This window comes from Pseudomonas sp. BN414 (assembly GCF_029871275.1).
In the GTDB taxonomy this organism is placed as follows: Bacteria; Pseudomonadota; Gammaproteobacteria; order Pseudomonadales; family Pseudomonadaceae; genus Metapseudomonas; species Metapseudomonas resinovorans_C.
This window is the reverse complement of sequence record NZ_SSOL01000079.1, coordinates 170575-194042: the sequence shown is the minus strand read 5'-3', so window position 1 is coordinate 194042 and position 23468 is coordinate 170575. Positions and strand designations below refer to the sequence as shown.

Genomic DNA, 23468 nt, shown 5'->3' with positions numbered 1-23468 from the left:
GCCGGTTCCTGGACGGGCCAGGGACGGCTCGTCCAAGGGGTCGCCCTGGATCAGAGGATGTCCAGGAGCTCTACATCGAACACCAGCACGCTGTGCGGCGGGATGCTGCCGACGCCCTGGGCGCCATAGGCCAGTTCGCTCGGAACGTGCAGGCGCCATTTGCTGCCAGCGTTCATCAGTTGCAGGGCCTCGACCCAGCCGGCAATCACGCCGCCAACCGGGAATTCGGCCGGCTGGCCACGATCGTAAGAGCTGTCGAACACAGTGCCGTCGATCAGGGTGCCGTGGTAGTGGGTGCGCACGGTGTCTTCGGCGGACGGCTTGGCGCCCTCGCCCGCTACCAGTACTTCGTACTGCAGGCCGGACGGCAGAACGGTTACGCCTTCGCGCTTGGCGTTCTCTTCCAGGTAGGTGCGACCAGCGCCGGCGGCGGCTTCGGCCTTGGCTTCGGCTTCGGCCTGCATGCGCTCGCGGATCACGCGGAAGCTTGCCGAAAGGGCAGCGCCATCAACGCGGCTTTCCAGGCCCTGGAAGGCATCGCTGAGGCCAGCGATCACAGCGTCCAGGCTCACACCGGGCGGGGGATTGTCACGGATCTGGTCGCCGAGCTGACGGCCAATGCCGTAGCTGACGCGGGTTTCGTCGGTAGAGAGATCGAGTTGGGACATGGCGGAACTCCGCTCCGGGAAAAAAAGGCCGGCCAGACTAGCACAGCTTCCCTTTCCCGGCGCGGGCGACCGCCCACAGCCGTAGGTCAGTGGGACACGCGGGTCGAAATGGGCACGCGCACCGTATCCTGGCTGTCCGCCTCCATCCCGCACATCTCGTCGTGCACCACGCTGTGCACCAGGTGGAAGGGCAGGTCCGGGAACTCGCGAAGCACTTCCCGGGCGTGTTCCACCGATCGAAGGTGCGTCGCATGGCCCTGGCCGTCATCCAGATGATGGCTACGCCCATCGATTCGGGCTTCCAGCAGATAGATGCCGCCTTCCAGAGAGATCAGGTTGATTTCTTCGATGTGCCCGGCACGGGCATGACTGCTGAGGTCGTGCAATTTCATGGCGTCGCCCTCGCTCGCTGTACACCTCCAATCTAATGCACTGGACCGGATGCGGACGGCGGATACGCAACCGCCCGTCCGCTTTTCAGCGGCCGGGCGGTCAGAGCAGCGATAAAACCTTGTCAGTGATCGTGCTTGGTCATCTTGTCCAGATAACCCATGGCGAAGGCCGAGATGACGAAGGTCATGTGCAACACCACGTACCACATGATCTTGCTGTTATCGATGTTCTGCGCGTCCATGAAGATGCGCAGCAGGTGGATGGAGGAGATCGCCACGATGGATGCGGCCACCTTCATCTTCAACGAGCCGGAGTCCATCTTGCCGAGCCAGCTCAGTTTTTCCTTGCTGTCGTCGATGTCCAGTTGAGAAACGAAGTTCTCGTAGCCGGAAATCATCACCATCACCAGCAGGCCGCCCACCAGCGACATATCGATCAGCGACAGCAGCACCAGGATCAGGTCTGCTTCGGACTTCTCGAAGACGTGCGGCAGGATGTGCACGACTTCCTGGAAGAATTTCAGGGTCAGGGCCAACAGCGCGAAGGACAGGCCGAAGTAGATCGGGGCCAGCAACCAGCGTGCGGCGTACATCGAGTTTTCTAGAATGCGTTCCATGGCTTCTCGTAGTCAGTAAAAAACCGGCCGCGAGTATAGCGAGGTGCTTCTTACAGAAAAATAATGGCAACGAGCAGCGAAATATCCCCAAACACTGTGGATAAGTCTGTGAGCGAACATTGGAACGTCCGACGCACGCCGCTACCGCCGTAGGCTCCCAGTCGCTGCACAAAAGCTGGCCAACTGAAGCCCGTCAGGTTTCAGGGCGGAACTGGCAGTCGCCAAGGCTTCGACAACGCGTGCCGTTGATGCGTCGCAACTCACCCTGGAGGTGCAGGCGCCAGATCGGTGGATCGTGGGCTTCGGTGTAACCCTGTTCGGCGAGGCAATCGGCAATTGCAGAGAGCACCGACTCCGCCACGAGAGGCCCATGGAATGGGCCCTGGGCTTTGATCGCCGAGGGTTGTTCCCCCGACATTCCCGCTGCACAGAGCAGCGTCCAGAGTCCATTCTCTCCCGCCAGCGGACGGATCACACACTCGATCCGGGTCACGAGTCCCAGGCACTGGCGGGTAAGGCAGAGGTTGCGCGTCATGGCGGCTTTCCTCGCAGAGGCCTGTTTTTCAGCCTACACCCGAGTTTAGACCTGCGAAAGCGCGATGCTTATCCACGTGAACTGTGGATAAGCCTGTGTACAGGGTGAGGGAAAGGCGGTGGGACGCCGGCTACCCGAGGGGCCTCCCCCACCGCTCAATGACTGACCAGCCACGCCGGGCACCCAACCCGGCGCGAAGAGTCAGCAGAGGCTCAGGACGGACCCTGGGTCTTGTCCGGGACCGGCGCCTTGCCGGGCTCCTGCTTCGGCCCCTTGCGTGCAGGCTTGGGCGGTGCCGCGACCTTGGCAACGGCATCCACAACCTCTTGAACGAGTGCGGGTTTCTCCTCTTCCTCCAGCCCCATCTCGGCAATTTCCCGCAGTCGCTCGACCACGCGGGCATTGACGCTGCCTTCAGGGAACTGGCCCTTGTCGTCGGGTACGCCGGCCGGCTCGCCCACCAGCAGGCTCAGGGCCTCGTCGGCCTGGCGGACCGCATAGACGTGGAAGCGTCCCTTGCGCACGGCCTCCAGCACGCGTTCGTCCAGCATCAGGGTGGTGACGTTGGCATGGGGGATGATGACCCCCTGCTCGCCCGTCAGGCCACGGGCCTCGCATAGGCGGAAGAAGCCTTCGATCTTCTCGTTGACGCCACCGACTGCCTGCACCTCGCCGAACTGGTTGATCGAGCCGGTGATGGCGAAGCACTGCTTGAGCGGCGTGCGCGAGAGGGCGGAGATCAGGGTGCAGGCCTCGCCGAGGGAAGCGCTGTCGCCATCCACGTAGCCGTAGGACTGCTCCAGGGCGATGCTCGCGGAGATTTCCAGGGGGAACTCCTGGGCATAGCGGCTGCCGAGGTACCCGGTGAGGATCATCACCCCCTTGGAGTGGATCGGCTGGCCCAGGTTGACCTCGCGCTCGATGTCGACGATGCCCGAGCTGCCTGGGTAGACGGTCGCGGAAATCCGCGCCGGCACGCCGAAAGCCGAATCGCCCACTTCCAGCACCGTCAGGCCGTTGCACTTGCCCACAGCGGCGCCGGCGGTATCAATCAGGATGATGCCCGCCAGCATGTCGTCGAGGATGCGCGCAGATACACGGCCAGTGCGGGTCGCCTTCGCCTTGAGGGCGCGGTCGATGTGATCGGCATCGGTCATCGGCTCGTTCGCCAGCTGACGGATGAAATCCGCCTCACTGACCAACTGGAACAGGTCGCCGATACGTGCCGAAAGCCGGCCCTGGTGCTCGGCCAGACGGGCGCTGTAGGTCGCCAGGCGGGCGACGGCAGCCGCAGTGAGCGGGGCCATGCCCTCTTCCGAGGTGCGGGTCTTCAGCAACTGGGCGAACTGCTCGAGGCTGTCGTCCGACAGGGCGATTTCCTCATCGAAGTCCACCAGCACGCGGAACATCTCCTGGAAGTCGGGATCCAGGTCCTGCAGCGTGTAGTAGAGCTGGCGCGAACCGATGATCACCACCTTCACCTGCAGCGGGATCATCTGGGGTGTCAGGGTGACGGTGGCCAGGCGGCCGAGCTCGGCGAGGGGCGACTCCATCTTCAGCTTGCGCGACTGCAGTGCGCGCTTCAGGGCATCCCAGACGAAGGGTTCGCCCAGCAGCTTCTCAGCTTCCAGGATCAGGAAACCACCGTTGGCGCGGTGCAACGCACCTGGGCGCAGCTGGCGGTAGCTGGTGTAGAGGGCGCCCTGGTCGGTGCCGTACTCGATGCGGCCGAACAGGTTGTCATAGGTGGGGTGCGGCTCGAACACCACCGGGGCGCCGCCGCTGGAGTGATGACCCACCACCAGGCTGGGGCAGTACTGCTCTTCCAGTATCTCGCGACGCTGGGCGTCCGGCTTGTCGTCCAGGAGCTGGTCCACCACCGTTTTCAGCAGGTTCACCTGCATGGCCTGCAGATAGGCCACGACGCCGGCGTTTTCCGCGTACTTGGCCGACAGGGGCGAAAGCAGCGGTTGCAGGGCCTGGGTAATGGTTTCCTCGTTGAGCTGGCGCAGCTGGTTGCTGGACTCGCGCTTCCATTGTGGCAGGCTGGACAGCTCCTCGTTCAGGCGCTCCTCCAGCAGGGAAATGTCATCGTGGAAACGCTCGCGCTCGGCCTCGTCCAGCTGGGCGAAGTCCGCTTCGTCCAGGGCCTTGCCGTCCTTCATGGGCGTGAAGGCGATGTTGGCGCTGTCACGGTAGAGGGCGACGTCCTTCTCCAGAGCCAGGCGTTCGATGACGTCCAGGGCACGGTCGTAGCGCTGGTTGAAGGCGCGATCGATAGCGCTCTTCTTCTGTTGGAAGGTCGGCGTCTCGAATACCGCCGGGAAGGTGGACAGGAGGTTATCCACCAGATGCTCGATGTCGCAGATGAAATCGCTCGCCTCGCCCGACGGCAACTGCAGGGCACGAGGCTCGCGGGGTTCTTCGAAGTGGTTGACGTAGAGCCAGTCCGCCGGGGTTTCCAGGCGCTTGCCCTCGGCCTTGAGGTAGCGTTTGACGAAGGAGAAGCGGCCGGTGCCGGGCTCGCCCATCACATAGACGTTGTAACCGGGACGCGGCATCGCCACGCCGAATTGCAAGGCCTCCACCGCGCGCTCCTGGCCGAGCACGCCGCGGAAGGGCTCCAGGTCCTCGGTCGACTTGAAACTGAACTGGTGGGGCTCGAAGGGACGGGTCAGCGCATCGGGCGCCAGACGCAGGCTGGCAGCGAAGGAGTCAGGCATCGAGTGTCCTTAATGGCTCGGCAAGAAAGCAATGGCCGCATTCTGGCGCCGCCCTGACATCACTGGCAAGGCAAAACGCCAGGGTGTTCAGTGGGCCAGGTCAGCGCAGCTCAGGCAGTACTCGGCCGCCGGTAGCACCGCCAGTCGCGCCGGCTCTATGGCATCGCCGCAACGCTGGCAAAAACCGTAGCTGCCGTCCGCCAGGCGCAGCTTGGCCATGCCCACGCGGCGCAGGGCGGCCTCGGTTTCGGCGAGGATGGCAGTCAGCACTTCGTCGTTCTCGCGCTCCCCCGCCTGCTCGGCGAAGTCCGGCGAGTGGCTGCTGGCCAGGTCTTCACGAATGGAGTTGGCGCGGGCGGTGTACTCCACTATCAGGGCATCGAGTGCAGCCCGAGGGTCGGTGGTGGTCATGCTGGAATCTCCCCAGTTCACTCCCTAAGTGTGGACGCTGTAACGCAGCCTGCATCCCACTTGTGCAAACTTGCGCAAATGCGCGTCATCGCCTTGCTTGACACCCGCCCCGGCGTTACCCAAAGCTCCCGACGAATCTCTCACCAGGAAGAGCTGCGCCCTTGAAACGGATTTTCCCGTACCTCGCCCTGTGCACCTCGATCGCCGCCCACGCCGCTCCCCAGATCCCCGCCGAACGCCTCCAGGCGCTGGCGAACGATCCCTACTGGATTGCCCTCGGCCACTACGAGACCGGGAAGTTGGGCGGCTGGCGCAGCTATGTGGACGATTCCGAGTTCTTCCTGGCCGAAACGGGGGCGAACGACCCGGAAGTCGAACTGCGCGCCACCCTGGCTGCGCTCTATGCGCCGGCCGAGCAAGGCGACAAACATCCGCAATGCGTCTATCCCGCACGTACCCGCTGGCTGCGCGAGCAGCTCCAGCTCAGCGACCTGCCGCAGCCGGTTTGCGGCGAGTACAAGGCCTGGTACGCCGACATCAACCCGGATAGCACCGTGCTGGTGTTCCCCGCGGCCTACCTCAACAGCCCGTCCTCCATGTTCGGCCACACCCTGTTGCGGATCGACCAGCCGGACATCCACGAAAACAACACCGCGATGCTCAGTTATGCGCTGAACTTCGGCGCCTTCATCGAAGGGTCGGACAACAGCATCCTCTACGCCTGGAAGGGGCTGATGGGGGGCTATCCCGGCCTGTTCGCCCTGGTGCCCTACCGCGACAAGCTCAAGGAATACAGCCGCCTGGAGAATCGCGATCTGTGGGAATACCGCCTGAACCTTACCGCCGAGGAAACCGGGCGCATGGTGGAGCACGTCTGGGAACTCAAGCAGATTCGCTTCGACTATTACTTCTTCGACGAAAACTGCTCCTACCGTCTGCTGGAACTGCTGGAGATCGCCCGCCCCGGAGTCGAGCTCACCGACCAGTTCCCGATTACCGCCATCCCCACCGACACCGTGCGCGCGGTCAAGCAAGCTGGCCTGGTGGAGTCGATCGACTACCGCCCCTCGCGGGAAAAGGAACTGCTGGCGCGCGCCGAGCCGCTGGACCACGCCGAACAGCAGTGGGTGCGCCAGCTCGCCGAGAACGAACAGCTGCTGAATGACCCGGCCTTCCTCGCCCTGCCCGCTCCGCGCCGCGCCCTGATCCAGGACGCCGCCTTCCGTCTGGTTCGTTATCGCGCCACCGGGGAAGAGCGCACCCGCGAAAGCGCCACACGCAGCTACAAGCTGCTGCAGAGCATCAATCGCAATCCGCCGCCGGAGCTGAGCCTGGAACTCCCCGGATTGCCCGAAGAAGGCCACGAATCCCGCACCTGGCAACTCGGCGCCGGTACCCGCGAGGACCGTGCCTTCGCCGAGTACGGCCTGCGCATGGCCTATCACGACCTCAATGACAACCTGTCCGGTTTCCCGCTTGGCGCGCAGATCGAGATCCTTCAGCTCAAGCTGCGCCAGTACGAGGACAACCACTGGCAACTGCAGCGCCTGGACCTGGCGACCATCCGCTCCCTGACCCCGCGCGGGGACCTGCTGAAGCCGCTGTCCTGGCAGGTGGCGGGTGGCCTGGAGCGGGTACTGGGCGAGGATGGCGACGAACGCCTGGTCAGCCACCTCAATGGCGGCGTCGGCGGTTCCTGGCAACTCGGAGACGACGCCCTCGGCTTCGCCCTGGCGACCGCCCGCATCGAGCACAACGAAGACTTCGCCCCCTTCGTCGCCACCGCAGCAGGCTTCAACACCGGCCTGCTCTGGCACAACCCGCTGGGCAGCCTCAGCCTGGAAGCGGCCGGCGACTACTTCCACAACGGCGAAGTCCGTCGCCGGCTGTCCCTCAACCAGCAATGGGAGATTTCCCGCAATCTCGGCCTGCGCCTGACCGCGCAGCGGGAGTTCAGCCAGCTCGCCGCGCCGGTGAACGAAGTGATGCTGGAGCTGAAGTGGTACCACTATTGATGGGTATCGCTTCGCTCGCCTGCGATACCCATCACTGACACCACCGGTAAGATGTGCGCCCGGCCCGCCACAACGGGCTCAGAATGGTTATCCACACCCTCGTCAGGCGATGCAGATGAACACCAACGGTCCCCAATTGCTGGAAGTCGCCAACGGCAAGCCGATCAAGCTCTGGACCCAGGGTGTGCCGGTGGAGGACGAAGCCCGCCAGCAGTTGATCAATACGGCGAAGATGCCTTTCATCTTCAAGCACCTGGCGGTGATGCCCGATGTGCACCTGGGCAAGGGCTCGACCATCGGCAGTGTGATCCCCACCGTGGGCGCCATCATTCCTGCCGCAGTCGGCGTGGACATCGGCTGCGGGATGATCGCCGCCCTCACCTCCCTCCACGCCCGCGACCTGCCGGACAACCTCCACGGCCTGCGCAGCGCCATCGAACGGGCGGTACCGCACGGCAAGACCTTCGGTCGGCATGACCAGGGCGCCTGGGATGATGTACCGGATGCCGCCGACCAGGCCTGGCGCCCTCTCGCCAGGCGCTTCAAGGCTATCACCGCGAAGTACCCGCGCCTGGAGAAGACCAACAACCGCCATCACCTGGGGACACTGGGCACCGGCAACCACTTCATCGAGGTCTGCCTGGACGAGACGGATCGCGTCTGGTTCATGCTGCACAGTGGTTCGCGCGGGGTGGGCAATGCCATCGGCACCCTGTTCATCGAACTAGCCCAGGCCGACATGCGCCAGCACATCGCCAACCTGCCGGACCGCGACCTGGCCTACTTCGAGGAAGGCAGCAAACACTTCGACGACTACGTGGAAGCGGTGGGCTGGGCCCAGGACTTCGCCCGGCAGAACCGCGCCCTGATGATGCAGGCGGTTATCGACGCCGCCCGCAAGGCGCTCAAGCGCCCCTTCGAAGCCAGCCTGGAAGCGGTGAACTGTCACCACAACTACGTGCAGAAGGAGCGGCACTTCGGCCACGAGGTGCTGGTGACGCGCAAGGGCGCGGTGTCTGCGCAGAAAGGCGAGCTGGGCATCATTCCCGGCTCCATGGGGGCCAAGAGCTTCATCGTCAGGGGCCTCGGCAACGAGGACGCCTTCTGTTCCTGCAGCCATGGTGCTGGTCGAACCATGAGCCGTGGGCGGGCGAAAAAGCTGTTCACGGTGGAAGACCAGATCCGCGCCACCGCCCACGTCGAATGCCGCAAGGACAAGGACGTGATCGATGAGATCCCCATGGCCTACAAGGACATCGATGCCGTGATGGCCGCCCAGCGCGACCTGGTGGAAGTGGTGCATACGCTGCGCCAGGTGGTCTGCGTCAAGGGTTGAGCGCCTTGACGTTTTCATCACAAGGCCCGCGCTAGAGTCGTTCGCATTCCCCATTGCGCGTGCGCCCGCTCCTCGGTGCACGGGAGCCACCATGGCGTCGCGTCACGTCGCCCTCTTCATGCTTCTCGGCAGCCTGATTGCAGGCTGTGAGACCACCCATGACCACCTGATCGCCCAGGGCTATCCACCCGCCTTCGCAGACGGTTTCGCCGATGGCTGCAGCAGCGGCCGCCAGGCAGCGGGGACCATCAGCGGAGAGTTCCGCAAGGACGTGCCGCGTTACCTCAAGGACGCAACGTACGCCGAAGGCTGGAGCGATGGTTTTCGTCAGTGCCAGGCGCAGGTGCAGAGCGAGGAGCGCCGCGATGTCGAGGAATGGCGCCGTGATCGGCACGACGATGAGTGGGAGCGGGACAGGAGCAACGCCATGGGGCGGGCGTTGCATCCGGAATGACGGCAGTGAATCTGTGGGGGCGAATTCATTCGCCAAGCAGGCCGAAGGTCTGCCCTACAGACCTTGAAGGGGGCAGCTACGCTGCCCTTGGCGAATGAATTCGCCCCTACAAGGCCTACAGCAGCGTTACACCACGCCCTGCGCCAGCATGGCATCGGCGACCTTTACGAAGCCGGCGATGTTGGCGCCCTTCACGTAGTTCACCCGACCATTCTCTTCGCCATAGCTCACGCAGGCGTGGTGGATGTTCTGCATGATGCCGTGCAGGCGCTGGTCCACTTCACCCGCGGTCCAGTGCAGACGCATGGCGTTCTGGCTCATTTCCAGGCCGCTGGTAGCGACGCCACCGGCGTTGGAGGCCTTGCCCGGGGCAAAGAGGATGCCCGCTTCGTGGAATACGTCCACCGCTGCCAAGGTCGACGGCATGTTGGCGCCTTCGGCGACGCAGACACAGCCGTTGGCCAACAAGGCGCGGGCGTCCTCGGCATCCAGCTCGTTCTGGGTCGCGCAGGGCAAGGCGATGTCGCATGCCAGGGCCCAGGGACGCTGGCCAGGCAGGAAGCGCAGGCCTGGGCCGGAGAGTTCGCTGAGGCGGCCACGACGGACGTTCTTGAGCTCCATCAGCGCTTCCCACTGCTCGACGGTCAGGCCCGCCTCGGCAAACAGGGTGCCTTCGGAGTCGGACAGGGAAATCACCTTGCCGCCCAGTTCCATCACCTTCTGTGCCGCGTACTGGGCCACATTGCCGGAACCGGAAATGGTCACGCGCTGGCCGTCGAAGTCACGACCGATGCCTTTGAGCATTTCCTGGGCAAAGTAAACGCAACCGTAACCGGTGGCCTCGGGGCGGATCAGGCTGCCGCCGTAGGCCAGGCCCTTGCCGGTGAACACCGAGGTGAACTCGTTGGACAGACGCTTGTACTGGCCGAAGAGGAAACCGATTTCGCGCGCACCCACACCGATGTCACCGGCCGGCACGTCGAGGTCGGCACCGATGTGGCGGTACAGCTCACTCATGAAGGACTGGCAGAAGCGCATGACTTCGGCGTCGCTCTTGCCCTTGGGGTCGAAGTCCGAACCGCCCTTGCCACCGCCCATCGGCAGCGAGGTCAGGGAGTTCTTGAAGACCTGTTCGAAGGCGAGGAATTTCAGCACGCCCAGGTTCACCGAGGGATGGAAGCGCAGGCCGCCCTTGTAGGGACCGATGGCGCTGCTCATCTGCACACGGAAACCACGGTTGACGCGGACCTGCCCCTGGTCGTCGACCCACGGCACCCGGAACAGGACTGCGCGTTCCGGCTCGACGATACGTTCGACGATGCCGGCCTGCAGGTACTGTGGATGGGCTTCAAGGAATGGCCAAAGGCTGCGCAGTACCTCTTCCACGGCCTGATGGAACTCAGACTGGTCGGGGTCGCGCTGCTTGAGGCGCAGCAGGAAGGCGTCGACAGATTGCGTCATGACTCTCACCAATTTCTTCTTTTGTGAACAATTTATGGCGCGAGACTCTACCAATCTGGACAGCACCTCGATAGGGCAAAATGACGCATATCTGAATCTTTTTGGTGCATTAAATGTAAATCAGCACCGAAAGCAGCGGATTTCCGTACCTTAACGCTCTATTTCCGGGGATTGGCACCGCAGCCAGCCGACCAATGGTCGCACCACGCCCGAGCATCCAGCGCACCAGATCTGCCCATGGCACTGACCCGCCATCAACGCGCGGACACCTTCAACACCTCTCGGGGATTGATGCCCATGGCGCTGCGCTTGCCGCGCATCACCACCGTGCCGTGGTCCGGCAGGGAATGCCAGACGTCCTCCGCAACGCAGACTCCGACGCCCATTGCCGCATCGTCCAGCACCAGCTCCACTCGGAACTGGCAGCCGAGGCCACCGTCAGCCTTGCCCAGAATCCGCGCGGCAAACTCGGAATCCTCCCCCAGCCACTGGGTATAAAGCGCGGCCACCGGAACCTGCAGGGCGCCCCAGACCACCAGAATCAGGAGTGACCCCAGCACAACGTGCAACTGCCAGCGCGCATTGTCGGTTTCCAGCTGGAAGAGGCTGACGAAGCGCTCGCGCCAGGCCAGCCAGGCATAAAGCCCACTGCCGAGCACGAGGGCGCAGCCGACTGAACCGGCTTTCCAGGCAGGCGATGGGTAGAAGGAGAAGTACAGGCCGCAGACCCCGAACAGCGCCAGGGTCGAAAGCCAGAACAGGTAGTGATTGAATCCCTTCACGGAACCTCCTGAAACAACAACGGAGCCAAAGGGCTCCGTTGTCTTGTGATGCCTGCCCGGTAAGGTTACTGGGCGAGCTTCTTGTAACGCACGCGGTGCGGCTGGGCGGCAGCCTCGCCAAGGCGTTTCTTGCGGTCTGCCTCGAACTCGGTGTAGTTGCCTTCGAAGAAGTTCACCTTGCCGTCGTCCTCGTAGGAGAGGATGTGAGTGGCGATACGGTCCAGGAACCAGCGATCGTGGGAGATCACGATGGCGGCGCCGGGGAAGTCCAGCAGCGCTTCTTCCAGCGCACGCAGGGTTTCCACGTCGAGGTCGTTGGACGGTTCGTCGAGCAGCAGCACGTTGCCGCCCTGCTTCAGGGTCAGGGCCAGGTGCAGGCGGCCACGCTCACCACCGGAGAGGTCCTTGACGAACTTCTGCTGGTCGGCGCCCTTGAAGTTGAAGCGGCCGACATAGCTACGCGATGGGACTTCGTAGTTGCCGATCTTGATCTGCTCGAAGCCATCGGAAACCTGCTGCCAGACGGTCTTGCCACCGTCGAGGATCTCGCGGCTCTGGTCGACGCTGGCGATCTGCACGGTTTCACCGATATCGATGGTGCCCGAGTCCGGTTGCTCCTTGCCGGTAAGCATGCGGAACAGGGTCGACTTGCCCGCACCGTTACCGCCGATCACGCCAACGATGGCGCCCTTCGGTATGCTCAGGGACAGGTCGTCGATCAGCACGCGATCGCCGTAGCCCTTGGTGACGTTGTTCAGCTCGATGACCTTGTCGCCCAGGCGCGGACCGGCCGGGATGTAGATCTCGTTGGTTTCGCTGCGCTTCTGGAATTCCTGCGACTGCATTTCCTCGAAGCGTTGCAGACGGGCCTTGGACTTGGATTGGCGAGCCTTGGCGCCCTGGCGAACCCATTCCAGTTCGGCCTTCATGGCCTTGGCGTGGGAGGCTTCCTGCTTGGCTTCCTGGGCCAGGCGGTTGGCCTTGGATTCCAGCCAGCCGGAGTAGTTGCCCTCGAAGGGGATGCCGTGGCCGCGGTCCAGTTCGAGGATCCAGCCGGCAACGTTGTCGAGGAAGTAACGGTCGTGGGTAATGGCTACCACGGTGCCCGGGAAGTCGTGGAGGAAGTGTTCCAGCCAGGCTACGGAGTCGGCGTCCAGGTGGTTGGTCGGCTCGTCCAGCAGCAGCATGTCGGGAGCGGACAGCAGCAGGCGGCACAGGGCCACGCGGCGTTTCTCGCCACCGGAAAGGTGTTCGATCTTCGCGTCCCACTGCGGCAGGCGCAGGGCGTCGGCGGCGACTTCCAGCTGACGCTCCAGGTTGTGGCCATCGGAGGCCTGGAGGATGGCTTCGAGCTTGGCCTGCTCGGCGGCCAGGGCGTCGAAGTCGGCGTCCGGCTCGGCGTAGGCGGCGTAGACCTCGTCCAGGCGGGCCTGGGCCTGCTTGATTTCGCCCACCGCCTCTTCAACGATGTCGCGCACGGTCTTGGTCGGATCCAGCTTGGGTTCCTGGGGCAGGTAGCCGACTTTGATGCCAGGCATCGGGCGGGCTTCACCATCGATCTCGGTGTCCACCCCGGCCATGATGCGCAGGAGAGTCGACTTGCCCGCGCCGTTCAGACCGAGCACGCCGATCTTGGCGCCCGGGAAGAAGGAAAGGGAAATGTCTTTGAGAATCTCACGCTTCGGGGGCACGACTTTGCCGACCCGGTGCATGGTGTAGACGTATTGAGCCATGACAGACCTTGGTGCTGTAGCGAATGTGGAATAAGGCGGGGAGCGACAATCAGGGAACAGGCGCTCCCGCGCGCGTGCGGCAAAGCTACCGGAATGCACCGGGGAGGGCAAACAACACGCGACGGTCGTACTGGCACTTTGAGTGCCGTCAGGGCATGCTAGCCGCCCCGCGCGCCCGGTTGCGCGCGACACCCCGTCACCTGCCCATCGAGCAGTAGCAGGAACGCCATTCTTTGCCAGCCAGCCCCCGCCCTCCAGCCCAGCCTGAGCCAGGACTTCCCCTGGCCAACGCACCTGCGCGCGGCTCGGTAAAGGGCCTGCTGGCTGGCCTCGTGCTGCTGATGCTCGCCCTCCTCCTCTGGCAACTGCACCAGGAATATCGCCAGCTGCAGGACGGCGCCCGGGAGCGCAACTACACCCTGACCCGCGAACTGGCCAGCCATCTCGAACTGGTCATGCAGATGAAGGCCGACGCGGTACTCGCCCTGCTTCGCCAGCAACCGACGCGGCCGGAGGTCGAAGACGAGCGGCTGGCGGAACTCGAACTCGTGCGTCCCATCCTGCCGGCGATCACCAGCCTGGCCTGGCTCAACCCCAATGGCGGCGTGCTGGCCGATACCCAGGCCGACAGCGACGACGAACTGTTCCTCGCCAGCCTGGCCCAGCGCAGCGAGGGCCAGACCTACCACTTCGCCTTCAGTACCGAGGGTCGCGGCGAGGTCTACCTGATCCTGCGCCAGTCACCGCTGCCCGAGCCCAGCGGCTACTGGGCCCTGCGCCTGGACGCCGAAGCCATTCGCACCTGGCTGCTCAAGCACGAGGACCGCGATTACCGCTGGCTGCTGGAAGACCGCTTCCTCCAGCGAGTCCTGGCGCAGAGCGGCAAGCCCAACCGCAACAGCTCCATCGTGATGCCGGTAACCGCTGAGCAGGAAGGGCAGACCATTCTCGTTTCCGCGCTGCGGAACAGCGATTGGCAGCTGCGCGCCCTGCACGATGAACGCCAGGTACGCACGCGGCTGCTGCCCGAATTGCTCAGCAAGCTGCTGCTGTTCCTCATCAGCGCCAGCCTGGCCCTGATCGCCCTCTACTACCTGCAACGCGAACAGCGCGGCCTGCGCGAACTCAATGCCGCATCGCGGCGCTCGCTACGCCAGGCCGCCAGCGCCCTCGGCGTGATCGAGGAGCGCGTGCTGGTGACCCAGGTGGACGGCCGCCTGAGCTACCTCAACCCCCAGGCCGAGTCCATGTTCGGCATCAGCGGCGCGGCCGCCCAGGACCATCACCTGCTGGCCCTGCTGCCAGGCCTGGACCCGCTGCTGCTCAATGCGCCGGACCTGGACCATGAACTGGGTTCGGACCTGGTGCAGTTCCGACGTAACGGCGAGACCCGACTGCTGGCGGTTACCCGCAACGATCTCAACGACGGTAACCAGTTGCTGGGCTATGTCTGGGTGGTGCGCGACGTCACCGAAGAACAGCAAGCGCTGCGCGTACTGCAGGAAACCCGGCGGCGCTACCAGGACATTTTCGAAGGCAGCGGCATCGCGCTCTGCGTGCTCGACCTCGCTGAACTGCGTCGGTACCTGATCCAGCAAGGCATGCGCGATCACGCCAGCCTCGCGGCATGGGTCAAGGACAATCGCCAGCTTCACGCCGAAGCGCTGCGCCTGCTGCGTATCACCGAAGTGAACCAGGTGGCCATGCATCTGCTGGAAGTCAGCAGCAGCGAGCAGGCCTGGCGACAGCTGATCGGCACCCACCCGCTGCGCGAAGGCGGCATCCGCTTCCAGGTGATGGCCGCCCTGCTGGGGGGCAACCGGCACCTGGAGATGGAAAGCCAGATCGTCACCGCCCAGGGTCAGGTCCGGCACATCTGGCTGGTATTGCACCTGCCGGACATGATCCAGGACCTCGAAGCCGTCACCCTCAGCATCAGCGACATCACCAGCCGCAAGCAGGTGGAGCTGTCGCTGATCGAACGCGAGCGTTTCTGGTCCGACGTGGTGCTGGCAGTGCCCGACACCCTCTACGTGCACGACGTCATCAGCAAACGCGTGATGCTCACCAACAATCGCCTGGCCCAGCAGTTGGGTTACAGCCGCAAAGACGTCCGCCGGATGGGCGAGCGCTTCTGGGAAGAGCTGCTGCACCCCGACGACGAAGAACAGTACTGGCGCGTGCGCAACCTGCAGCAGGTCGTCGGCGATGGTGCGCTGCTGCAGTGCCAGCTGCGCTGGCGCCACAAGGACGGCAGCTGGCACTGGTTCGATGTGCGCGAGCAGGCCCTGGCCCGCGATGACAAGGGCCGCGTCAGCCGCCTGATCGGCGTAGCGAAGGACATCACCGAGCAGATCGAGGCCACCGAATCCATGCGCGAGAGCGGCCGCCGCTACCGCATGCTGGCGGAAAGCATCAGTGACGTGATCTTCACCACGGACAGCGAACTGCAGCTCAACTACGTCAGCCCGTCGGTCCTGCCAGTACTGGGCTACAACGCCGACTGGGCCATCGCCAATGGTTTCCAGGGCATGGCTGCCGATCCGCGGCAGATGCTCGAGCTGTTCGATCAGCTGGAGCAGATCCGCAGCGCCCTGGGCAACCCCCAGCGCCTGGCCGAGCTGCGCAGCCAGACGCCGGCGCGGCTGTTCCTGTTCGACTGCATGCGCGCCGATGGCCAGAAGATCCCGGTGGAACTGCGCACCATGTTGATGTGGGACGAATACGGGCGCTTCGAGGGCATGCTCGGCGTCGGCCGGGACATCAGCCAGCAACGCCGCGCAGAGAAAGAAATGCGCATGGCGGCCACGGTATTCGAGCACTCCACCTCGGCCATCCTGGTTACCGACCCGGCGGGGTACATCGTCCAGGTCAACGAAGCCTTCTGCCGCATCACCGGCCACAAGGCCGAGGATGTGCTGGACGAGCTGCCGTCGATGCTCACCGCCGATCGTCAGCAAGCCAACCAGCTCAACTACATCATCGGCCAGCTCAACCAGCGCGGCAGTTGGGAAGGCGAGATCTGGCTCAAGCGCCGCGAGGGCGACACCTACCCGGCCTGGGTCGGTATCACCGCCGTGCACGACGAAGACGGCGACCTGGTCAGCTACGTCTGCTTCTTCAGCGACATCAGCGAGCGCAAGGCCAGCGAGCAGCGCATTCACCGCCTGGCCTACTACGACGGCCTGACCCACCTGCCCAACCGCACGCTGTTCCAGGATCGCCTGCATACGGCCCTGCAGTATGCCGAGCGGAACCAGGAATGGGTGGTGCTGATGTTCCTCGACCTCGACCGCTTCAAGCCGATCAACGACTCCCTCGGGCACGCGGCGGGCGACCGCATGCTCAAGGATGTGGCCGTGCGCCTCGCGGCCTGCGTCCACGAAGACGACACCGTGGCACGCATGGGCGGCGACGAATTCACCCTGCTGCTGCAGCCGCGCGCCACTCGCGAAGGCGCCCTGAACCGGGCCGTGCATGTCGCCGAGCAGATCCTCGACAGCCTGGCCCGTCCGTTCGTCCTCGAAGGTCGCGAGTTCTTCGTCACCGCCAGCATCGGCATCGCCCTCGCCCCCCAGGACGGCCGCGAGCTGAGCCAGTTGATGAAGAACGCCGACACGGCGATGTACCACGCCAAGGAACGCGGCAAGAACAACTTCCAGTTCTACCAGGCCGACATGAACGCCCGCGCGCTGGAACGCCTGGAACTGGAAAGCGACCTGCGCCACGCCCTGGAGCAGGGTGAATTCCTGCTCTACTACCAACCGCAGTTCTCCGGCGACGGCAAGCGCCTGACCGGCGTCGAGGCCTTGCTGCGCTGGCGCCATCCCAAGCGCGGGCTGGTTCCGCCGGGCGAGTTCGTCCCGGTACTGGAGGAACTCGGCCTGGTGGTCCAGGTGGGCGAGTGGGTACTGGCCGAAGCCTGCCGCCAGCTCAAGGCCTGGCACCAGGAGAAGATGCGCCTGCCCAAGATCTCGGTGAACATTTCCGCCCGCCAGTTCGCCGACGGCCAACTGGCAGAGCGTATCGCCGCCATCATCGAAGACAGCGGCCTGCCACCGGCCTGCCTGGAACTGGAGCTGACCGAGAGCATCCTGATGCGCGACGTGGCCGAAGCCATGGACATCCTCGAAAACCTCAAGCGCCTCGGCCTGTGCATCGCGGTGGACGACTTCGGCACCGGTTACTCGTCCCTCAACTACCTCAAGCAGTTCCCGATCGACGTGCTGAAGATCGACCGCAGCTTCGTCGACGGGCTGCCCGATGGCGAACGCGACGCCCAGATCGCCCGCGCCATCATCGCCATGGCCCACAGCCTGAACCTGGCGGTGATCGCCGAAGGTGTGGAAACCCAGGCCCAGCTCGACTTCCTCCGCGAGCACGGTTGCGACGAAGTCCAGGGCTACCTGTTCGGCCACCCGGTGCCGGCGGCGCGCTTCGAGCACCTGTTCGGCAGCAGTGCCAACTTCATCCTCAGCTGAGTCAGCATTCAGCCCTGGACAGTGATGGCGGCCATGAGGGCCACTTGTCTGTCACATGACCGACCTTCATATGCCAGCCAGCGACCGATCAGGTAGAATGCGGCCCTTTCCTAGCACCGATCCTTAAGAGGACCGCCATGTTCAGCCGTGATTTGACCCTCGCCCGCTACGATGCCGACCTGTTCGCCGCCATGGAGCAAGAAGCCCAGCGCCAGGAAGAGCACATCGAGCTCATCGCCTCCGAGAACTACACCAGCCCGGCGGTGATGGAAGCCCAGGGCTCCGTGCTGACCAACAAGTACGCCGAAGGCTACCCGCACAAGCGCTACTACGGTGGTTGCGAGTACGTCGACATCGTCGAGCAGCTGGCCATCGACCGCGCCAAGGAACTGTTCGGCGCCGACTACGCCAACGTCCAGCCGCACGCCGGCTCCCAGGCCAACAGCGCCGTCTACCTGGCCCTGCTCAGCGCCGGTGACACCATCCTCGGCATGAGCCTGGCCCACGGTGGTCACCTGACCCACGGCGCCAGCGTCAGCTCCTCCGGCAAGCTGTACAACGCCGTGCAGTACGGCATCGATGCCAACGGTCTGATCGACTACGACGAAGTCGAGCGCCTGGCCGTCGAGCACAAGCCGAAGATGATCGTCGCCGGCTTCTCCGCCTACTCCCAGGTCCTGGACTTCCCGCGCTTCCGCGCCATCGCCGACAAGGTAGGCGCCTACCTGTTCGTCGACATGGCCCACGTTGCCGGCCTGGTCGCCGCTGGCGTCTACCCGAACCCGGTTCCGTTCGCCGACGTGGTCACCACCACCACCCACAAGACCCTGCGCGGTCCGCGTGGCGGCCTGATCCTCGCTCGCAAGAACGAAGAGATCGAGAAGAAGCTGAACTCCGCCGTATTCCCGGGCGCCCAGGGTGGCCCGCTGGAGCACGTAATCGCCGCCAAGGCCGTGTGCTTCAAGGAAGCCCTGCAGCCTGAGTTCAAGACCTACCAGCAGCAGGTCCTGAAGAACGCCCAGACCATGGCCCAGGTCTTCATCGACCGCGGCTTCGACGTGGTTTCCGGCGGCACCCAGAACCACCTGTTCCTGCTGTCGCTGATCAAGCAGGACATCACCGGTAAAGACGCCGACGCCGCCCTGGGTCGCGCCTTCATCACCGTGAACAAGAACTCCGTGCCGAACGACCCGCGTTCCCCGTTCGTCACCTCCGGCCTGCGTATCGGCACCCCGGCGGTCACCACTCGTGGCTTCAAGGAAGCCGAGTGCCGCGAACTGGCTGGCTGGATCTGCGACATCCTCGAGAACATGGGCGACGAGTCCGTGATCGACGCGGTTCGCGAGAAGGTCAAGGCCATCTGCGCCAAGCTGCCGGTTTACGGCAAGTAAGCGACAGCGCAATGAAGAAGCCCGGCAAATGCCGGGCTTTTTTATGGGCGTTTGGTTTGTGGTGAATGGGCAGGATGAATTGAGCCACCCGGCCCACCCTCTCCCCCGGCCCCTCTCCCTGAAGAGGAGAGGGGTGACTCGCGCCGGCGACGCACAAGCAATCCTGGAGCCACCAGCAGCCTGAATTTGAGCGACTGAAGGGTGGCGATTTCGCCCGTCACAACGCCGTACGCGCCGCCTTGATCTGCTGCCACAGCGCATCGACCCTCTCCTTCTGCGCCGGCGTCAGGCGCTCCAGCAGGTACAGCCGCTTGCGCTCGGCCTGGTTGGGCACCAGCATCGGCTGCTCCTTCGCCAGCCGGGCCATTTCCGGCGAGTCGGCCTTCAGCGGCGAGTAGAAATGCGATGCCAGGGCATTACGGCGGGCATTATCCGGCTGCAGCAGGAAGTCGATGAAGCGATAGGCCAGGTCCGGCCGCGCAGCGTTGGCGGGGATGGCCAGGCTGTCGATGAAGACCAGCGCGCCCTCATCGGGAATCCGGAAGCGCAGGGCAGGATTCTTCTCCGCAGCCGTCAGCGCATGTCCGACCCAGGCCATGGCCACGCAGAGCTTGCCGCTGGCGAGATCGGCGACGTAGCCGTCGTTGTCCAGGTTGCGAATCTGCCCCTGCATGGCCAGCAGTTGCTTGCCGGCCTGATCGACCTGCCGGGTGCCACCCTTGCTCAGGTTGCGACCCCGATAGTTGAGCCAGAGCGACAGGGTTTCCTCCGGCGCATCCAGCATCCCCAGGCCGCAACTCGCCAGGCGCGATCGTTGTTGCTCGTCGAAGAGCAGACTCCAACTATTCGGCAAGGTGCCGCCAAGTGCTGCTTCGGCCAGGGTCGGATTGCTCACCAGACCCACCGAGCCCCAGAGATAGGGCACCACGTAGCGGTTCGCCGAATCGAATCCGGCCAGCATGGCCAGCAGTGCCGGGTCCAGGCTGCCGTAATGGGGCAACTGGCTGAAGTCCAACGGCTGCAGGCGCTTTTCGCCCATCAATCGCGTGAGCTGGAAATGCGAGGGCACGACCAGGTCGTACGGCGTTGCCCCGGCCAGGGCCGCATCCAGCTCGGCGGCGGTATTGAAGGTGGTGTACTCGACGCGAACCCCGCTCTCACGCTGGAAGGCCGCGAGCACGTCGGGATCGATGTAGTTGGTCCAGTTGTAGACCCGTAGCACCTCCTCGGCCTGGGCAAAGCCGGCCAGCAAGGTGCACAGCAACAGGCAGAGCGTCTTCTTCATGGTTCCCTCCCGCCCTGCTCCCATGAGGGCTGGGGAGGATTTAAACGATCACCAGCAGCATCGTCATGGCCGTGCCTGCCAGTCGCTTGTGTCTGGCTGCCGGATTGCCCGGTACGCGAACCGGTCCACATTCGTCGGCTCGAAGGCGCAAAAAAAAAGCGCCACGACAATGCGTGGCGCTCATGCCTATGCCTTTCAGCTCAGCAACAACGTATGGGTCGGCCCTTGCCGCCGCCGTAGCGCGCCTCCTGGCGCTCCCGGAAGAACTCCTCGTAAGTCATGACCGGCTTGTCCGGATGCTTGTTGTGCATGTGCTCGACGTAATTGTCGTAGTCGGGCATGCCCACCAGCATGCGGGCGGCCTGGCCGAGGTATTTGCCCATGCGACTCAGGTCATTGAACATGCGCGCGGCCTCCTCATGCGTCCGGAATCGGCTGGAACGGCGATTCCTTATCGGTGCGCTCCGGTTTCATCCAGGCGTTGCGGCCCACCTTGAGCGCGTAGAACAGCACGCTCAGCACCACGAACAGGAACAGCACGGTCAGGGTCGCGTTGGTGTAGGCGTTGAAGATCACGTGCTGCATCTGCGTGATGTCCTTGGCCGGGGCGAGGATCTGGCCAGCATCCAGCGCATCGCTGTACTTCTTGGCCAGGGCCAGGAAACCGACGGCCGGGTTCGGGTCGAGCAGCTTGATCACGCCTGCGGTGGTGGTGCAGATCAGCAGCCAGGTGGCAGGAATCAGCGTCACCCACACATAACGCTGGCGCTTCATCTTGATCAGCACCACGCAGCCCAGCATCAGGGCGATACCGGCCAGCATCTGGTTAGAGATACCGAACAGCGGCCACAGGGTGTTGATGCCGCCCAGCGGGTCGATCACGCCCTGATACAGCAGCCAGCCCCACAGGGCCACGCAACCCGCGGTGGCGATGACGTTGGCAGTCCAGGACTCGGTTCTCTTCAGGGCCGGGACGAAGTTGCCCAGCAGGTCCTGCAGCATGAAGCGACCGGCACGGGTACCGGCGTCCACTGCGGTGAGGATGAACAGCGCCTCGAAGAGAATCGCGAAGTGGTACCAGAAGGCCATGGTGTTCTCACCCGGCAGCACCTGGTGGAGGATCTGCGCGATGCCCACGGCCAGGGTCGGCGCACCGCCGGCACGGGCCAGGATGGTGTGTTCGCCGATGTCCTTGGCGGTCGCTTCCAACTGTTCGGGCGTAATGGCAAAGCCCCAGTTGCTGACCGCCGCAGCCACGCTGGTGACATCCGCCCCCACCACGGCCGGCGGGCTGTTCATGGCGAAGTACACACCCGGCTCGATCACCGAGGCGGCGACGATGGCCATGATGGCGACGAAGGATTCCATCAGCATGCCGCCGTAGCCGATGTAGCGGGCGTGGGCCTCACTGGCCAGCAGCTTGGGCGTGGTGCCGGAGCTGATCAGCGCATGGAAGCCGGATACCGCACCACAGGCGATGGTGATGAACAGGAAGGGGAACAGGGTGCCCTTCCACACCGGGCCGGTGCCGTCGACGAACTGCGTCAGCGCCGGCATCTTCAGTTCCGGCATGGTGATCAGGATGCCGATGGCCAGCGCGATGATGGTGCCGATCTTCAGGAAGGTCGACAGGTAGTCACGCGGCGCCAGCACCAGCCACACCGGCAGCACGGCTGCGACGAAGCCATAGCCGATCAGCATCCAGGTGATCTGGATACCGGTGAAGGTGAAGGCCGGGCCCCACACCGGGTCGGCGGCCACCTGGCCACCGAGCCAGATGGAGGTGAGCAGCAACACCACGCCGACGACGGAAATCTCACCGATACGGCCGGGGCGGATGTAGCGCATGTAGATGCCCATCAGCATCGCAATCGGGATGGTCGCCATCACGGTGAACATGCCCCACGGGCTTTCCGCCAGGGCCTTCACCACGATCAGCGAGAGCACCGCGAGGATGATGATCATGATCAGGAACGCGCCGAACAGCGCGATGGTGCCGGCCACCTGGCCCATTTCCTCGCGCACCAGTTCGCCCAGGGAGCGACCATCACGGCGGCTGGATATGAACAGCACCATGAAGTCCTGCACCGCTCCGGCGAGGACCACGCCGGAGATCAGCCAGAGCGTGCCGGGCAGGTAGCCCATCTGCGCGGCGAGTACCGGCCCCACCAGCGGACCGGCGCCGGCGATGGCGGCGAAGTGGTGGCCGAAAAGCACGTGCTTGTTGGTCGGGACGTAATCCAGACCGTCGTTATGAATGATCGCCGGTGTGGCACGGGCGGGATCGAGTTGCATCACCTTGTTGGCGATGAACAGGCTGTAGTAGCGGTAGGCAACCAGGTAAAGGGCAACGGCGGCCACCACTATCCACAAGGCGTTGATCGCTTCGCCGCGACGCAGCGCGACGACGCCCAGAGCACAGGCGCCGACTACAGCCAGCACTGCCCAGGGCAGGTGGCGCAGGACGCTGTTGTTATTGTTCATAGGAAGCTCCGAATGGATGGACAGACAAGCTGCCGCACAAGCTTAGTCCGTCTGGAGGCAACCGTTGGCCGGCCACCGTCTGCAACGCCCCTTTGCGCGACCGGGGGCTAGAAAAAAGCCGGGCATTGCCCGGCTCTTTTATGCGTTGCGGAACTTAACTCGGCTGCTTGGCGTAACGGGCCAGTTGCTGGTCTCGGCTCATCACGTCCAGGGTCGCGGCCAGCACTTGTTCGCCGGTGACATCCGCCCCGGAGAAGATGGTGGAGAAATTGGCCTGAGTGACCTGGGCGAAGTGGGCGCGGTCGCCCTGCTCGATCCCCAGCAGGGTCGCGTAGGCATCCAGCGCTTCACCCTGGCCTTGAGCCATGTCTTCGGCGATGTTGTCCAGCATGCCGTTCATGGCCAGCAGGGAACGGCCGCCATAGCCAATGCGGACGCTGGAGTCGCAACCGTTGGTGCCCGACGTCAGGCCGAAGGTGGCATTGCCCGACGTACCGTTGGTGGTGGTGGCCAGCAGGTGTGGCACAAGGCCGCGCTGACCTTCGAAGACCATCTGGCCCCAACCGCAGCCGCCGCCCCCGGCCTGGTCGGCTTGGGCAGCCAGACTCGCCGCACTCAACAGGCCTACGATCAACCCCTTGCTCAGCAGTCGCTTATCCATATTCTGCGCTCCGCATGGATTTATAGAGAAACCGCCTAA

General features: G+C 64.2%; 18 protein-coding genes. 5 read left to right on the top strand and 13 right to left on the bottom strand.

Annotated features, from left to right (window positions below; translation table 11 throughout):
* Window positions 1-50: 50 nt before the first annotated feature.
* From E8E95_RS28715 to E8E95_RS28690, 6 genes are all read right to left on the bottom strand, one after another.
* The gene (locus E8E95_RS28715; protein WP_280355710.1) at window positions 51-668 is read right to left on the bottom strand and encodes an FKBP-type peptidyl-prolyl cis-trans isomerase; all 618 of its coding nucleotides are present in this window, start codon (window positions 666-668) and stop codon (window positions 51-53) included.
* Between the two features lie 86 nt (window positions 669-754).
* The gene (locus E8E95_RS28710) at window positions 755-1060 is read right to left on the bottom strand and encodes a DUF6482 family protein (RefSeq protein ID WP_179061150.1); all 306 of its coding nucleotides are present in this window, start codon (window positions 1058-1060) and stop codon (window positions 755-757) included.
* A 122-nt stretch (window positions 1061-1182) separates the two neighbouring features.
* Window positions 1183-1677 (bottom strand): TIGR00645 family protein, encoded by a 495-nt coding sequence (locus E8E95_RS28705; protein WP_077525105.1) that lies wholly within the window; start codon window positions 1675-1677, stop codon window positions 1183-1185.
* A gap of 193 nt (window positions 1678-1870) precedes the next feature.
* Complete coding sequence (locus tag E8E95_RS28700) at window positions 1871-2212, bottom strand: hypothetical protein (protein WP_280355707.1); 342 nt, start codon at window positions 2210-2212, stop codon at window positions 1871-1873.
* Window positions 2213-2424: 212 nt separating this feature from the next.
* Window positions 2425-4935 (bottom strand): AAA family ATPase, encoded by a 2511-nt coding sequence (locus E8E95_RS28695; protein ID WP_280355706.1) that lies wholly within the window; start codon window positions 4933-4935, stop codon window positions 2425-2427.
* An 87-nt stretch (window positions 4936-5022) separates the two neighbouring features.
* Window positions 5023-5346, bottom strand: coding sequence for a TraR/DksA C4-type zinc finger protein (locus E8E95_RS28690; RefSeq protein ID WP_077525107.1), 324 nt, complete (start codon window positions 5344-5346; stop codon window positions 5023-5025).
* A gap of 161 nt (window positions 5347-5507) precedes the next feature.
* Between E8E95_RS28690 and E8E95_RS28685 the strand changes: the two genes are divergently transcribed.
* From E8E95_RS28685 to E8E95_RS28675, 3 genes are all read left to right on the top strand, one after another.
* Entirely contained in the window at window positions 5508-7361 is a 1854-nt protein-coding gene (locus E8E95_RS28685) for a DUF4105 domain-containing protein (RefSeq protein WP_280355705.1), read from the top strand.
* Between the two features lie 115 nt (window positions 7362-7476).
* A complete protein-coding gene (locus tag E8E95_RS28680) occupies window positions 7477-8697 on the top strand; it encodes an RtcB family protein (RefSeq protein ID WP_280355704.1) in 1221 nt (406 codons plus the stop codon).
* A 91-nt stretch (window positions 8698-8788) separates the two neighbouring features.
* On the top strand, window positions 8789-9151 hold the full coding sequence (locus E8E95_RS28675; RefSeq protein ID WP_280355703.1) for a hypothetical protein: 363 nt from the start codon (window positions 8789-8791) through the stop codon (window positions 9149-9151).
* Between the two features lie 126 nt (window positions 9152-9277).
* On the opposite strand, the gene gdhA is transcribed toward E8E95_RS28675, so the two are convergent.
* The 3 genes from gdhA to ettA all read right to left on the bottom strand — a co-directional run bounded on the left by gdhA (window position 9278) and on the right by ettA (window position 13127).
* Entirely contained in the window at window positions 9278-10612 is a 1335-nt protein-coding gene (gdhA, locus tag E8E95_RS28670; protein WP_280355702.1) for an NADP-specific glutamate dehydrogenase, read from the bottom strand.
* Between the two features lie 254 nt (window positions 10613-10866).
* On the bottom strand, window positions 10867-11394 hold the full coding sequence (locus tag E8E95_RS28665; RefSeq protein ID WP_280355701.1) for a hypothetical protein: 528 nt from the start codon (window positions 11392-11394) through the stop codon (window positions 10867-10869).
* Between the two features lie 65 nt (window positions 11395-11459).
* Window positions 11460-13127 (bottom strand): energy-dependent translational throttle protein EttA, encoded by a 1668-nt coding sequence (gene ettA / locus E8E95_RS28660; protein ID WP_179061141.1) that lies wholly within the window; start codon window positions 13125-13127, stop codon window positions 11460-11462.
* Window positions 13128-13468: 341 nt separating this feature from the next.
* On the opposite strand from ettA, the gene E8E95_RS28655 reads away from it, so the two are divergent.
* On the top strand, window positions 13469-17608 hold the full coding sequence (locus E8E95_RS28655) for an EAL domain-containing protein (protein ID WP_280356186.1): 4140 nt from the start codon (window positions 13469-13471) through the stop codon (window positions 17606-17608).
* Window positions 17609-17745: 137 nt separating this feature from the next.
* A complete protein-coding gene (gene glyA, locus E8E95_RS28650) occupies window positions 17746-18999 on the top strand; it encodes a serine hydroxymethyltransferase (RefSeq protein ID WP_280355700.1) in 1254 nt (417 codons plus the stop codon).
* Between the two features lie 217 nt (window positions 19000-19216).
* Here glyA and E8E95_RS28645 read toward each other — a convergent pair whose 3' ends face one another.
* From E8E95_RS28645 to E8E95_RS28630, 4 genes are all read right to left on the bottom strand, one after another.
* Window positions 19217-20284 (bottom strand): extracellular solute-binding protein, encoded by a 1068-nt coding sequence (locus E8E95_RS28645; RefSeq protein ID WP_280355699.1) that lies wholly within the window; start codon window positions 20282-20284, stop codon window positions 19217-19219.
* Window positions 20285-20484: 200 nt separating this feature from the next.
* The gene (locus tag E8E95_RS28640) at window positions 20485-20688 is read right to left on the bottom strand and encodes a YbdD/YjiX family protein (protein WP_077525116.1); all 204 of its coding nucleotides are present in this window, start codon (window positions 20686-20688) and stop codon (window positions 20485-20487) included.
* Window positions 20689-20701: 13 nt separating this feature from the next.
* Window positions 20702-22768, bottom strand: a complete 2067-nt coding sequence (locus E8E95_RS28635; RefSeq protein WP_280355698.1) for a carbon starvation CstA family protein — start codon at window positions 22766-22768, stop codon at window positions 20702-20704.
* Between the two features lie 154 nt (window positions 22769-22922).
* Entirely contained in the window at window positions 22923-23429 is a 507-nt protein-coding gene (locus tag E8E95_RS28630; RefSeq protein ID WP_280355697.1) for a DUF3015 domain-containing protein, read from the bottom strand.
* Window positions 23430-23468: the final 39 nt, after the last annotated feature.

Bases quoted from the DNA above. Each gene is read 5' to 3' on its own strand.
- E8E95_RS28715 (WP_280355710.1), bottom strand. From the start codon at position 668: ATGTCCCAACTCGATCTCTCTACCGACGAAACCCGCGTCAGCTACGGC.
- E8E95_RS28710 (WP_179061150.1), bottom strand. From the start codon at position 1,060: ATGAAATTGCACGACCTCAGCAGTCATGCCCGTGCCGGGCACATCGAA.
- E8E95_RS28705 (WP_077525105.1), bottom strand. From the start codon at position 1,677: ATGGAACGCATTCTAGAAAACTCGATGTACGCCGCACGCTGGTTGCTG.
- E8E95_RS28700 (WP_280355707.1), bottom strand. From the start codon at position 2,212: ATGACGCGCAACCTCTGCCTTACCCGCCAGTGCCTGGGACTCGTGACC.
- E8E95_RS28695 (WP_280355706.1), bottom strand. From the start codon at position 4,935: ATGCCTGACTCCTTCGCTGCCAGCCTGCGTCTGGCGCCCGATGCGCTG.
- E8E95_RS28690 (WP_077525107.1), bottom strand. From the start codon at position 5,346: ATGACCACCACCGACCCTCGGGCTGCACTCGATGCCCTGATAGTGGAG.
- E8E95_RS28680 (WP_280355704.1), top strand. From the start codon at position 7,477: ATGAACACCAACGGTCCCCAATTGCTGGAAGTCGCCAACGGCAAGCCG.
- E8E95_RS28675 (WP_280355703.1), top strand. From the start codon at position 8,789: ATGGCGTCGCGTCACGTCGCCCTCTTCATGCTTCTCGGCAGCCTGATT.
- gdhA (WP_280355702.1), bottom strand. From the start codon at position 10,612: ATGACGCAATCTGTCGACGCCTTCCTGCTGCGCCTCAAGCAGCGCGAC.
- ettA (WP_179061141.1), bottom strand. From the start codon at position 13,127: ATGGCTCAATACGTCTACACCATGCACCGGGTCGGCAAAGTCGTGCCC.
- E8E95_RS28655 (WP_280356186.1), top strand. From the start codon at position 13,469: ATGCTCGCCCTCCTCCTCTGGCAACTGCACCAGGAATATCGCCAGCTG.
- glyA (WP_280355700.1), top strand. From the start codon at position 17,746: ATGTTCAGCCGTGATTTGACCCTCGCCCGCTACGATGCCGACCTGTTC.
- E8E95_RS28645 (WP_280355699.1), bottom strand. From the start codon at position 20,284: ATGAAGAAGACGCTCTGCCTGTTGCTGTGCACCTTGCTGGCCGGCTTT.
- E8E95_RS28640 (WP_077525116.1), bottom strand. From the start codon at position 20,688: ATGTTCAATGACCTGAGTCGCATGGGCAAATACCTCGGCCAGGCCGCC.
- E8E95_RS28635 (WP_280355698.1), bottom strand. From the start codon at position 22,768: ATGAACAATAACAACAGCGTCCTGCGCCACCTGCCCTGGGCAGTGCTG.
- E8E95_RS28630 (WP_280355697.1), bottom strand. From the start codon at position 23,429: ATGGATAAGCGACTGCTGAGCAAGGGGTTGATCGTAGGCCTGTTGAGT.